This window comes from Hominimerdicola intestinalis, from assembly GCF_054655215.1.
In genome coordinates this window covers 1-12,515 of sequence record NZ_BAAHNZ010000021.1, presented here as the reverse complement: position 1 = coordinate 12,515, position 12,515 = coordinate 1, and the positions used below count along the sequence as shown (strand labels likewise).

The following is a 12,515-nucleotide window of genomic DNA, read 5'->3' as shown; positions in this document are numbered from 1 at the left end:
GTGCAGGTATTGCCTCTGTATACTTTTCTCCGCAGGCGCAGGTATACGTTCTTTCTCCCTTTCCTGTACAGCTTGCCGCTTTCGTTACCTTTGACGTATAGCTGTGGGTATGTCCGCTGCCGTTTACAGGAACTGCGTATACGGCATATATCTTAGCGCTTGAATTGGTCGCACCTACAAAAAGATTATACATACTGTCGAGAGAAGCTCCGCTGCCGTTCAGTACGTTCATCATATCGTCATATGTAAAATAAACTATAAAATCCTCCGTATCGTGAGCGGCTACCTGATACCAGCCCCCCTGAAAAATTATATTAGGCTCGCTTTCCGCATCATAAACAACCGCCAGCTTATAATCCTTTGAAATATAATCTTTCCAGCCGCTGAGAGTAAAATTAGACCATGAGGTAAGGTCCTTTCCGCTTTGCGAATAAAAAATCCTGACCCAGTCGCTTCCGACAGATATCTTGTCCCATGAAAAAACAGGGGCTTCATATTCCTGATATTCAGGAAGCACATATCCGCTCACTCCTACTGTATCCATCATTGCCTTCAGAACATCGCTCGAATTCGGATAAATAGTATTTGTCGCTCTGTAAATATAACCGTGAGCTTCACCCGAGCCATTGTAGGAAACATTATTATCCCAGAGAACGCAGGGGATTCCCGCAGCCTTTGCTTTTGAAAGGTAGCTTTTCGCCCAATTTACACGGGAGGACGTATTATTGAAATCAGATGCGCTGAATTCTCCTATTATTATAGGCACTCCCTTGCTGTCTGAAACGCTTTTAAGATTTTTGAACAGATTTGTGAGGGAGCTTTCATAATTCTCGCCGTAACCGCTGCTGCCCGGAAAAGTATGATTTGCATACCCCGACGTATCCATAGCAAAGAAATAAGGCGAATAAGCATGAACTGAAATAGCAATATTCCCCGAATTAGACGGAATATTGAGAGCATTGAGCGCCGCCGTATCGCTTGTTGCACAGTATGCCGGTATCATCAGAAGCCTTTCCTTGTTGCAGGACGAGCCGTTCTGCCTAATAGTAGTGATGAATAATTTATTCAGATTATTTATATAGCTCCATGTATATCCGTTATCACCGGAGCCGTTTCCCCATTCTGAAACTGAACTGTTCCCTGTCTGCCGAGGCTCGTTCATTCCCTCAAAAATAAGGCGCTGGTCGTAGTCCTTAAATGTCTGAGCCAGCTGGCTCCAGATATCCTCGAGCTTTTCCGAAGCTTTGGCAAGTGTTGTACTGTTAAATACAGGTACGTTGACCCAGTCTTCATGGTGAATATTAAGAATAACGAACATATTAAGATCATATGCATGATCTACAGTTTTTTTCACATAATCAAGCCAGTCGGGATTTATTTCGTACTTCTGAGTCTGGCTGTTATAGGAAATATGCTGATACCAGGTCACAGGAATTCGCACAGTATTGAATCCTGCATTTTTCACCGTCTTAAGCAGCTCCTGAGTAGGCTCGGGATTTCCCCATGCTTGTGCAAATTTCTTAGGAGAAGTTGATGAATCATATGAACTCAGCGTAGAATCCAAAGAGTTTCCAAGATTCCAGCCAATAGTCATCTGAGAAGTTATCTGCCTTGCGCTTAATCCGGAAACTGCGCTTGCTTTTACAGATAAGGCGTCTGCAAACGGCGGCATAACCGCCAATGCGAACATCAGCACTGAGCACAGAACCGCTGCAGCCGTTGATCTCAGCCTGTTTAATTTCGGTATTTTCAATAGAATTTCCTCCTTAGCATATTTATGATCATGCTTTAATTATACTTTATCATACACGATTTTGTCAACAAAACCGCAAGTAAAGCTTATTTTTTTATGCGTTCTGCACAAACAATCACCTCTCTGTTTGGATAAGAATAAATATATATGTCCTATTTATATGCTTTTCAGGCATCATAAACCAAAAGCTGTACATATCAATGTCAAGATACATACAGCTGTCGATTTTATTTGTGTACTATGATCTTCAATATACCGAACCATTCCCGTATCCAATAGGTAAAAATATATCTCGGCTCTGTCCGCGCGGAAAGCGCATGAACCTTTCGTGCACCGTACTTACGAGCAGTAACTGCAGACCTGTACTGATGAAATCCGTCAGTTACAATAGTAACGCTCCGCTCCATTTCAAGCCGTTCTATAATTTCAAGACTGAATTTCATATTTTCATCTGTCGATGATGAATTATCTTCCTTAAATATCCTTGAACCGTCAATTCCTTTTGAAACCAAATATTCTTTCATTGCCTCAGCTTCTGTTATCATTTCGTCACTTCCCTTGCCGCCTGAAACGATACAGAGGACATCGGGATTATCATTCATATATTTAAGAGCAGTTTCTAGGCGCCTTCTCAGCATTCTTGACGGCCTTTTCCCTATAACTTTACAGCCCGGTACTATAAGTATATCAGGCTTATCTGGATATTTGCGCATTGCCGTGAACATCTTTACCGATATTATAAAAGCATAAGCCGCCGCAGCTGACATTAGCATAAATAGCACAGTCAGAACAATAATTCCGGCAACGCTCTGCCCAATACTGCTCAGCAGGCTCAGAAATTCTTCCCAGCTGCAAGATATAAGCAGCATTGACACAGATATTACGATCCCTGTTGCATTACCCGCATTTATAACAGGAAACGGCACCAGAAACAGCATAAGCAAAACCATTTCCAGCGCCGTAAAAATATTTCTGAAGCTCATACTATGAATTAGCCGCCGTAAGTGTAATTACACTGCCGTCCGAAGCTGTAAGCTTTAATGTGAATATATCAAATGTGTAGCTGTATTCTGTCTGATCGTCTGCTCCGCCTCTGGAAACATTAAAGCTATCGGCGGTCTGAGTATAGGAGACAGGAACACCGTTTTCTGCTCCGTAATCACTGACCGTTCCCGTTCCGTCACCGTTAAATACCCATTCATTTATATAAGTACCCTCAGAATCGACCTCATAATACTTTCCGCTTACAGGTATATAATCTATCCTTGTCCATGTATACGACGAGCCGTTCCTTTCAAAAGTCAAGACATTTCCGTCATAGGTATAAGAAGTCGGTTCTGAGTCATCAACTCCGCCCCGATTTATAAGAATAGTATCCGCAGTTTGATCAATTCCCAGCGGTACTCCCGTAACTTCGCCTATTCTTACAAGATAGCTTGAGCTTTCATTTATAATAACATAATTTTGTTCAACTCCGTCAACGCTTTCTGTAAAAATGCCGGAAACGGGAACAAATTCACCGCTCTCAGCCTCAGAGGAATCTGAGCCTGACGCTGAGCTTTCGGAAGGAACTGCTGTGCTTTCAGTCTGCTGCTCCTGATCACCAGAGTCAGACGTATTGTTTACTGTACCCTGACTTTCCTCCGATACGTCAGTCTTGCTAATATTTCCGTCCGAAGAACTGCTGTCGCTTATTTCTCCGCACGAAGCCATTAAGACAGCTGCACAAACTGCCGCTGCGGCAGCCAAATATTTATACTTCATATTAAATCTCCTTTGCATTCACGATCCTGATTTATAGTTTTCACTTTGATTATTTCTGTACTTTTATTATACAGCAAAACATATATATATGTCAATCACTATTACTGAATTGTAATAACTCTTACATACAAAAGCTGAACAAACACAATAAAAAGGGACAATCCGTCCGGAATGTCCCTTTACCCTCTTAATTAAGAGATCGTGAAGTAAGCCTTTTGATTTTACTCTTTAAAAAGCATGACCGGCTGGATCTGCAAACCCTCAAGAGCCGCCTCAGCCGTTTTGTTTATTTGGGTGAAATCAGCCACAACAGAATTAGGCTTAGACGTAAAATTGTCCTGGCTGTAAGGCACGAAATAATAATTTCTGTAATTCTGTAAAGCGCCTATATTCTTGGCGCAGCCGGCAAGAGCGTCGTTGGTAGAAACAGCTATAACTACCGGTCTTCCGTTTCTCAGATGAGATTTTACCGCCATAGTAATAGGAGTATCGGAAATTCCCAGAGCAAGCTTAGCAAGAGTATTTGCGGTACAGGGAGCTATGATCAGTATGTCAAAAAGTTTCTTCGGACCTATCGGCTCCGCTTCTTCTATGGATCTTATAATTTTATGACCGCATATATCTTCTATTTTCAGACAGTTTTCCTCTGCCGTTCCGAACCGTGTAGAAATGCCGGCCGCATTAAACGACATTATCGGAGTAACTTCGGCTCCAGCTCCAACAAGCGCAGACGCTGCTTTAAAAGCCTTTTCAAAAGTGCAGAAGGAGCCCGTCATGCCGAATCCTACTTTTATACCTTCAAGTGACATTTTTCACACCCCTTTCATTTATAATATTCTTCACCGCCTCAGAGATAATTTCTCCGCTGGTAATAGGGGCAACCTTTCCGGGCAAAGAAAGAGCCTGGAGCGTTCGTTTATTCAGCTGTGAAGCCGCTTCAAAATCAACGCCTCCCGGCTTAGACGCAAGGTCGATTATAAGTGTATCCTTTGAGACCGCTTCCAGCATCGTTCTGTCAAGGATCATGGCCGGTACTGTATTTATAATAAGGTTATATCTTCCTATATGTCCGAAAAGCTCATTGATATGGAAGGCTTTCAAACCTGAATTTTCCGCTTCTGCAAGTGCTTCAAGTCTTCTTGCAGTACAAGTTACCTCGGCGCCCGCCGCCTTGAAAAGCGATGCGGACGCCTTAGCTACTCTTCCGCAGCCGATGATAAGAACCTTGCTTCCGAAAACGGTTATTGCAAGTTCCTGCATTGCAAGCTGAAGTGCGCCCTCCGCAGTAGGTATGCAGTTTTTAATTACAAGCTCTTCACGCTTGAAATAATCTGCAACATCAAAGCCGAGTGCGGAAAAATATTCTATTAGATCAGTTCCAAGTCTTCCGCCTGTAACAATGGCATTCTTGCGAAGATAGGGTACTAAATCCTGACAATTTACCGTCATGCCGCTTTGACAGGGTATTTCAAGGCCGCTGCCGAACATCATCGGAAGCACCAGCACGCCCGCTTTTTCTTCCATTGTGTCCAGCCTGTCAAGTGAAACGACGGACGGAGACGGATCGGATATTCTGTAGCTGTAGACTTTGCCGTATTCCGAAAGCTTTCTGCTCATATATATCTGTCTGGCGTCTCCACCGACACATAAAAACACTGTCTTTTTCATATAATGAATCCTCCTGTCGCATATGCCATTCTTACACTCACATTATATGCTGTGCATACCGCGGTTGTTACGTAGTCAGGAGAGTTTTCAGCCTTTTATTTTGTTACGGAAATGTAATAACCTTTGGTTAATCTTAACTAATAAAACGTTTGAAATTTCAGCAAATTTGTACCAAATCGAAGTTTTTAGTAACAAAATCATTATTTATCTTTACAAGGCAAAAGGCGTATGATATACTATGAAATTGTGGAATAATTTATTGTAAAATTTATGTATAATTTTAAGTCTGTCAGTGAAGTCATGGCATTCAACTGATATTATCCGGAGGGTATTTATATGAAAAAGCTGATTGCAATCCTGCTTGCCGTATGCACAATTACTGCATTTGTTTCGTGCGCAAGCACTGATAACAGCAATACTGTAAAGCTTAACAATAACGATAATATTCAAGAGCAAAGTGATGAAAAGACATCGGCACTGGACGGAGAAGCCTTTGAGAAACTTCCGGACGAAGCGGTGGATTCCTTTAATTATGTAGCCGACACAGTAAAAGAACTGTTCGTAAATGACGGCGGCGAATGGATGTACGGTTATAAGGGTATCGGTAAAATTAATAATTCCGGCTGCTATATATTTGCGGTTTATACCTATAAGGACGATGTTCATATCAAGCTAGGTACTGTGGCTAAGGATATTTCAAGCAATGACCTCTTTGTTCTTAATGAAGCTACAGGTGAATACGTTAAAGCAGAACTTCCAGAGGACAATTCACACGAAGCTGCATGGGCGGAAACCGAAACGTTGGCTTTCTCGAAAAACAGCTGACAGATTTAATAAAACAGCAAAAACGGCTTGACTTTATAAAGACAAGCCGTCAGCCTGTCGGCTGGCTTTTTCGATAGACTGAAACAAGGGTACAGATAATCTGTGCCCTTTAATTTTCAGTTGAAGAAACTCATTGGATGAATAATATGCTCACCCTTTGGATCAAGATTAGATAAATCTCTGTCAGTCAGCATAATACCCTTTTGCAGCGAGAAATGTCCGAACCGATTTCTTACTGCATCCACTGCGGTTTCGAGTCTTTCCTGACTTTCAAGCTTCTGAACGTCCGGCAAAAGAGATAACTGAACAAAATCCACAGGCTCTAAATCACACGCTCTGACGCTTAGGCTTCGGATTGGTTTTCCATTGGTATGCTTTTTGAAAAGAGCGAAAGCAAGTTCAAAAATCGACTTTGCCGTCCTGTTAGGAATCTCAAGCTTGCCCTGACGTTCATACCATTCAAGTTCGTTGTCACGAATGCCAATCTGAACAGTACGGCAGATAAAGCCATATTCCCGAAGTCTTGCTGATATACTTTCGCAGAGTACCATCAGTGTTATTTTTATATCCTCATCGGAAATCAGATCCCTGGGAGCGGTAGTGCTGTTTCCGACTGTTTTAATCATGGATTTGGCGCCGATATTGGAAACAGGAGATGTGTCCAGTCCGTTTGCAAATTGCCACAGAACGATTCCCATTTTTCCAAACCAGAATTTAAGGCTTTCGGGGTTGGCGTTTGCCAGATCGCCTATTGTAAATATACCTCTGCGCTTTAGCTGCTTATGAGTAGCCCTGCCGACATATAGAAGCTCCTTTACCGGCAAAGGCCATACAATTTCTTTAAAACAGCTGCTTTCAATAACGGTTGTAGCGTCCGGTTTTTTCAGGTCTGAGCCGAGCTTTGCGAATATCTTGTTAAAAGATACTCCGACTGAAACAGAAACGCCTAATTCAAATTTAACTCGTTTGCGTATTTTGTTTGCAATTTCCTCTCCCGAACCGAAAAGCCTTGTGCTGCCCGTAACATCGAGCCAGCATTCGTCAAGACCGTAAGGCTCTACCTGATCAGTATACTCAGAATATATCTCACGGATAAGCTTTGAATGCTTCATATAAAGATCATAATGAGGAGGAACAAAAACTATGTCGGGACATTTCTGCTTTGCCATCCACATGGGATCGCCTGTCCGGATATCGCAGCTTTTGGCCTCATAATTTTTAGCAAGAACGATTCCGTGACGAGCTTCCGGATCGCCGAGAACGGCAAGAGGTTTTCCTCTGTATTCGGGATGATACAGACATTCGACGGAAGCATAGAAATTATTAAGATCAGAATGAAGGATAATTCTTTCGTTCAAAACATCATCTCCAATTGCAAACATGTGTTCTATAATAAGTATAGCACATTTGTTTGCGTTTGTATAGAGGAAATTTATTCAAGTGTTTTTTATATCATAACCCTAACTCAGTTTGAACCCTAAAATCCAAACTGAGTTGCTTTTTATGCTGAAAAGTCCGTAAATGCGGGCTTGTTGACATTCTGTATTATTTATTTCAGTTATAAACCGTCAGCATACAGATAGTATATCAGCATTCAATAACAACACAAACAATATCCTTCTTCAGCACAAATGGATCTTTCCAGCAGCGTAAATCATAGGATTCGGAGGAATTATCGCCCAGAAATCAGATTTACGCCTTTTTGTTCACACAACTTGCGTATTATCTGTCCTATGTCTCTGTATATCCTTTTTTGGTGCAAATACTATGTGATACCTGCAACTCCACTTGGAATGTGCTAAACTTGATATATCGTCTCTTGTCATGACGATGACCTCCTTTGGTTTTTGTTAGGTTGGCAGACCTTAACTTATTATACCATTGGAGGTTTCTTTTTTCTACTCATAGCTAAAGCTTTTTGGAACCACCTGCATAGCAGATGGTTTTCGTTACACAAAAAATTGCAGCTCTCAAAACTGATTTTGAGAACTGCAAGCAGTTGTATGTGGTTTATGCGGATATTGCCAAAACCTATAATGAGATTTCTAAGGGGGATTATATTTCGAGGCTTGCTGAGGAGGAACGGAGGAAAAATTTACATAAGGGTAAGTGCTTTTGATATGAATTAGTTTTGCGTTATATACAAAATATGTCATAAAATCAGTGCATAATGCACAAATAATTTTGCCTGATTTTGTAATTTTATCAATTGACAAATTTAATTTAATATGTTATGCTATAAACAGTTAAATAAACTTTACAAAGTATTTTATTGTATAATAATTATTACGCACAGTTAAAAGCTTTTATAATCTATACAAATCAGAAACTTAGCAATTCTAATGCGTATGTATATTTGTATTCAAATACTGGTATTTCCAGTATTAAACGTACAACGGGTTCTGTTTCTGCAACCAATGTGGTAGTAGGAAAAAGTGCATATGCAAGTGCATCTCTAAATAATTTCAGTAGTGGTTCGCATTATGCTTATGGAAAAGTAACTGGATAATTAACAATTGTAACAATGTCTGTCTGCCTGTTGAAAATTTTACAGCGGGCAGACTTTTGAAAATTTAGGTGATATTATGGAAAAAAAATCTTTGGCATATGCCTTTTTAATACTAGCTTTATTTTTAAGTAGTTGTGCTACTGTACCAGATGACGTAAAGAAAGAAATGAATAAGTATAGAGATAGTAGCGCTGAATATGTAAACAGTAATTTTGAATTTACTTATATTGAGAAATCAAAAATAAAAGATAATTCAAATATGGCGTTGCAAAAAAAATATACCCAATTTGAGATTGAAGATAACATAGTTATAGATGAAATAAGCAATATCAATATAATGGAATTCGTATATTTGGAACAGTATCAGGAAAATTTTAATGATGTAATGAAATGCTTTTTTTCTGATGAAGAACTTAAAAAACAGGAAATATCATCAAGTAATAATTCAGACGGTTCAACCACAGTCAGCTTTTGGAACGAAACTGATAAAATGTATGGATGCGTTGGCGATAATGGATTTATAGCAATGTTAAAGCCTGATGCTTTCAATATATCATTTGCTTATAGTGAGCCTAATGTAAAAATATATCATGTTGACAGAAATGACGATTTAAGCGATGTGTATCAATTAAACAATGGAAGCTGTTCTGTTGCTGATGCCGTAGAATATATAAACAATTGGTTTTCGATAGAGTATAAGAAACTATCACCTGATTTTGATTATAAGGTTAAAACTGTTATTGTACGTAAACACAACAAAAATTTTATGTTTGAAATACACACGGAACTGCTATATAAAGGAATACCATTAGACTCTCTTACGGCTGAAGCTGCCACTGACGAAAAAAGCAAGAACACATACATGACTTACACTAATGCAACAATTAATATTCAAATGGCAAATGTCAATCAAATAGATTCGTTTACAAATGGTACTGGAATACTTAAACCAATAGAAAAAAGCAATATTGATAAATGTATTTCATTAGAAAGTGCATTGAAATACTGCGAACACACCTTTACGGATTTTAAGAATATCACTATTTCTGACATAGGAATTAAATACACCTTAACTCCCGTATATGATTATATTGGGATGGAATCCAAAGATGAGAATGAAAATAATATAAAAATGCAAAACCCCTATAGTGCAGGAATAACTGTTACTTCACACCCTGTATGGGAATTTATAATTGATGTTGACCCATCAGAATTTTTGAAAGATGGAGAAATAAATACATATGGAGATGTTAGAAAATATATATATATTGATATGGTTACAGGTGAACTGCACTACAATATGGATATTGTATTACAAGGAACAGGTAGTTAACTATGAAAGCATTTTTTTATTGTCTGAAAGTTGATTTACAAAAATCAATTTTTAGCTATGGTTTTATACTATGTATTATTGTTACATTTTTGCTTTGCTTCACTTCGGTTATTTATACTAATACAGAAGGACAAGAATTTTCTGCATTTGAGGTTCTTGCAGACAGAGATAATTTTAAATTTGTGGAATTCAACAGCGGAGAAATTATATATAATTCCATAAGTGCATATTTGACAATGTTTCTGCCGATTTTATCTGCATTGCCTTTTGTAAGCTTTTTTTGTGCGGAAAGAGTTAGCGGTTATTTAAGATTTAATATTATAAGATGTGGAAAAATTTCCTATTACACTTCAAAGTTTTTCACTGCAATTATAAGCGGAGGTTTAGCAATTATGCTAAGCTATTCTGCATATGCAGTTGTCATTTGTATAATTTTCCCTAATAATATTTCATTTGCGAATATGGTGAAGTTTTTAGCTGGATTGAGTTTGTATGGTATGATTTCGGTTATTCCAGCATTTTTACTATCATCGTTTATAAAAAATAAGTATCTTATATGTTGTTTCCCTTTTATTTTCATGCACTTTTATTTTACGACTTTAACACGGATTCAATCTGTTCTGATAGATAAAAACAATTGGGAGGCGATTGTTAAAATGGATTTTTTATATCCTGACAGAATAGTAAGATTATTTTTCGGTGAAAGCTTTAGTTGCCTGATTTATAATTTAGTTTTAGCTTTTGTCGCATATTTTGGTTTTATAATAATAATGAACAAGAGGTTTGACTATGGTACATAATTCTTCTGTTTTAAGAATTTGGAGAATTTCCAGAATCGAATATTATAAATGGATAATCAATCCACGAATGATTATTGTAGTGGCAATGATAATTTTTATCTGGAATTTTGCAGTCTTTCCGCTTATAAATATAAGCCGTGAAATGAATAGCCCACTTAATACCTTGGAGCCATTTATTGCTATACTTAATTCACGGGTTTTATGTCTTTTAACCCCCTCAGTTTATTTATTTCTGATTGCAGATTATCCTCATCTTGACCATAACAGCTTATTTGTTCTTCATCGTATTAGAAAAATAGAATGGGTTTTGAGTCAATTTATCTTTTTTATTCTATCATCTTTTACGTTCTTGGGAAGTATTTTTTTATTTTCAATTATTCCGAACGCTGTCAACTCATTCTTTGCCAACGGTTGGAGTTTAGTTATAACACGTTATGGATTGTGTTTTCCCGATAAAGCCTCAAGCTTTGCGGCAACCTTAATTACAAAAGAACTTTACAATCAGATTGCGCCATTTCAAGAAACTTTAGTTTCTTTTTCTTTTACAATGATGTATATGATTATGATTGGAATGATACTTCTTATGTTTCACGTTATAAACACAAGAAAATTGGGAGTTGTAGTGGCAAGCGGATTAATTGCAGTCGGAAGTGCTTTGGGGATCATTAAATCATCTGGAATGTGGATATTCCCAATGGCACATACAATGATAAGCCTTCATTATACAGAGTATCTTAAGGAACCAGTTATGAGCCTACAAAGTTCTTTTGTATATTTTGTGTCAATTATTTTATTAATTTTATTTGTATGCGTCATTAGAATTAGAAGTACAAATTTTTTGAATATTGATGATAATGAATGATAAGGTGTTATGTATGAACATTATTAAGGTAAACAATGTAAATTTGACAATAAATAAAACTCGAATTTTACAAAATGTAACCATAAGCCTTGAAAAAGGAAAAATTCACGGATTAATTGGAAGAAATGGTTCAGGAAAAACAATGCTTATGAAATGCATATGCGGATTTATCAAGCCAACGGGCGGTGAAATAATGGTTGATGGAAAACAGGTCGGCAAAGACTGTGATTTTCCCGATAATATGGGGATTATCATAGAAACGCCTGGATTTATTCCGTATTATTCGGGGTATAAAAACCTAAAACTCCTTGCAGGCTTGCGTGGAATAATCGGAAAAACGGAGATAGTTGGAGCAATGGAACAGGTCGATCTTGACCCGAATTTAAAACGCCATGTTCGAAAGTATAGTCTTGGTATGCGTCAACGTTTAGGGCTAGCACAAGCAATTATGGAAAACCCAAAAATTTTAATTCTTGACGAACCGTTTAATGGTCTTGATAAGGATGGCGTCGCAGATATGAGAAAGTATCTTCTTGAATTAAAAGAACGTGGAAAAACAATACTTATTGCTTCTCACTCATCAGAAGATATCGAAATTCTCTGTGATACAGTTTGCGAAATGGATAAAGGTGTGCTTACAAAAATAAAATAAACAATTATTATTCATAGTATTGCTGCTTTAATACTCTTGCGAGCCTTTGCAAGCTTCTCAGACTTGCCTTAAGTTCCTTGTATTGTCGGCTGAACTTTGAATGGTTCTATATGTGTAAATTAGGTTTGACTTTTCTTTAAAAATGTTTTTTTCTTTATGTCTGTAAGTGACTCCAAACGGCCGCTTACAGGCTTTAATTTTGTTTGAAGCAATAATGTTTGCAAAACAAAACCCAGCCTGTTACCAGACTGGGTTTTACTTTTGTCACACATATTAAGAGGAGGTATGGCGCAAAAGCTTATGCGGAGTTCCGAAAGATTTCCCCTCGCTACTTGCTTGTAAGACACAA

At 38.1% G+C, this 12,515-nt stretch carries 12 protein-coding genes and 1 pseudogene; 5 read left to right on the top strand and 8 right to left on the bottom strand.

Annotated features, from left to right (window positions below; all coding sequences use genetic code 11):
* The 5 genes from ACYQ0H_RS12180 to ACYQ0H_RS12160 all read right to left on the bottom strand — a co-directional run.
* Positions 1-1,753: cellulase family glycosylhydrolase (locus tag ACYQ0H_RS12180; RefSeq protein WP_459813134.1), on the bottom strand; the 1,753-nt coding region annotated here is incomplete at its 3' end.
* Positions 1,754-1,980: 227 nt separating this feature from the next.
* Positions 1,981-2,736 (bottom strand): YdcF family protein, encoded by a 756-nt coding sequence (locus tag ACYQ0H_RS12175; RefSeq protein ID WP_459813133.1) that lies wholly within the window; start codon positions 2,734-2,736, stop codon positions 1,981-1,983.
* 1 nt (position 2,737) lies between these two features.
* The gene (locus tag ACYQ0H_RS12170; protein ID WP_459813131.1) at positions 2,738-3,517 is read right to left on the bottom strand and encodes a hypothetical protein; all 780 of its coding nucleotides are present in this window, start codon (positions 3,515-3,517) and stop codon (positions 2,738-2,740) included.
* 221 nt (positions 3,518-3,738) lie between these two features.
* Positions 3,739-4,326 carry a dipicolinate synthase subunit B gene (locus ACYQ0H_RS12165; RefSeq protein WP_459813129.1) on the bottom strand — a complete coding sequence of 196 codons (588 nt, stop codon included), beginning with the start codon at positions 4,324-4,326 and terminating at the stop codon, positions 3,739-3,741.
* A complete protein-coding gene (locus ACYQ0H_RS12160) occupies positions 4,316-5,185 on the bottom strand; it encodes a dipicolinate synthase subunit DpsA (protein ID WP_459813128.1) in 870 nt (289 codons plus the stop codon). Before ACYQ0H_RS12160 ends, ACYQ0H_RS12165 begins: the two co-directional genes overlap by 11 nt.
* Before the next feature lie 336 nt (positions 5,186-5,521).
* On the opposite strand from ACYQ0H_RS12160, the gene ACYQ0H_RS12155 reads away from it, so the two are divergent.
* Positions 5,522-6,010 (top strand): hypothetical protein, encoded by a 489-nt coding sequence (locus ACYQ0H_RS12155; RefSeq protein WP_459813126.1) that lies wholly within the window; start codon positions 5,522-5,524, stop codon positions 6,008-6,010.
* Between the two features lie 116 nt (positions 6,011-6,126).
* On the opposite strand, the gene dinB is transcribed toward ACYQ0H_RS12155, so the two are convergent.
* Together dinB and ACYQ0H_RS12145 are read right to left on the bottom strand one after the other, a co-directional pair.
* A complete protein-coding gene (dinB, locus tag ACYQ0H_RS12150) occupies positions 6,127-7,368 on the bottom strand; it encodes a DNA polymerase IV (RefSeq protein WP_459813124.1) in 1,242 nt (413 codons plus the stop codon).
* Positions 7,369-7,694: 326 nt separating this feature from the next.
* A pseudogene (locus ACYQ0H_RS12145) lies at positions 7,695-7,836 on the bottom strand (IS200/IS605 family transposase); the annotation flags it as partial.
* A gap of 759 nt (positions 7,837-8,595) precedes the next feature.
* Between ACYQ0H_RS12145 and ACYQ0H_RS12140 the strand changes: the two are divergent.
* From ACYQ0H_RS12140 to ACYQ0H_RS12125, 4 genes are read left to right on the top strand one after another with little or no spacing between them, the layout of a single operon-like run.
* Complete coding sequence (locus tag ACYQ0H_RS12140; protein WP_459813123.1) at positions 8,596-9,852, top strand: hypothetical protein; 1,257 nt, start codon at positions 8,596-8,598, stop codon at positions 9,850-9,852.
* Between the two features lie 2 nt (positions 9,853-9,854).
* The gene (locus ACYQ0H_RS12135) at positions 9,855-10,652 is read left to right on the top strand and encodes a hypothetical protein (protein ID WP_459813121.1); all 798 of its coding nucleotides are present in this window, start codon (positions 9,855-9,857) and stop codon (positions 10,650-10,652) included.
* Positions 10,642-11,514: a hypothetical protein gene (locus ACYQ0H_RS12130; RefSeq protein ID WP_459813120.1), complete on the top strand. Its 873-nt coding sequence runs from the start codon at positions 10,642-10,644 to the stop codon at positions 11,512-11,514. The genes ACYQ0H_RS12135 and ACYQ0H_RS12130 overlap by 11 nt, the downstream gene beginning before the upstream one ends.
* Positions 11,515-11,527: 13 nt before the next feature.
* Positions 11,528-12,166: an ABC transporter ATP-binding protein gene (locus ACYQ0H_RS12125; protein WP_459813118.1), complete on the top strand. Its 639-nt coding sequence runs from the start codon at positions 11,528-11,530 to the stop codon at positions 12,164-12,166.
* A gap of 119 nt (positions 12,167-12,285) precedes the next feature.
* Here ACYQ0H_RS12125 and ACYQ0H_RS12120 read toward each other — a convergent pair.
* The coding region (locus ACYQ0H_RS12120; protein WP_459813116.1) for a hypothetical protein at positions 12,286-12,515 on the bottom strand (230 nt) is incomplete at its 5' end.

Excerpts from the sequence above, each read along its gene's own strand:
- ACYQ0H_RS12160 (WP_459813128.1), bottom strand. The coding sequence starts at position 5,185 with ATGAAAAAGACAGTGTTTTTATGTGTCGGTGGAGACGCCAGACAGATA.
- ACYQ0H_RS12165 (WP_459813129.1), bottom strand. The coding sequence starts at position 4,326 with ATGTCACTTGAAGGTATAAAAGTAGGATTCGGCATGACGGGCTCCTTC.
- ACYQ0H_RS12125 (WP_459813118.1), top strand. The coding sequence starts at position 11,528 with ATGAACATTATTAAGGTAAACAATGTAAATTTGACAATAAATAAAACT.
- ACYQ0H_RS12140 (WP_459813123.1), top strand. The coding sequence starts at position 8,596 with ATGGAAAAAAAATCTTTGGCATATGCCTTTTTAATACTAGCTTTATTT.
- ACYQ0H_RS12170 (WP_459813131.1), bottom strand. The coding sequence starts at position 3,517 with ATGAAGTATAAATATTTGGCTGCCGCAGCGGCAGTTTGTGCAGCTGTC.
- ACYQ0H_RS12135 (WP_459813121.1), top strand. The coding sequence starts at position 9,855 with ATGAAAGCATTTTTTTATTGTCTGAAAGTTGATTTACAAAAATCAATT.
- ACYQ0H_RS12155 (WP_459813126.1), top strand. The coding sequence starts at position 5,522 with ATGAAAAAGCTGATTGCAATCCTGCTTGCCGTATGCACAATTACTGCA.
- ACYQ0H_RS12130 (WP_459813120.1), top strand. The coding sequence starts at position 10,642 with ATGGTACATAATTCTTCTGTTTTAAGAATTTGGAGAATTTCCAGAATC.
- ACYQ0H_RS12175 (WP_459813133.1), bottom strand. The coding sequence starts at position 2,736 with ATGAGCTTCAGAAATATTTTTACGGCGCTGGAAATGGTTTTGCTTATG.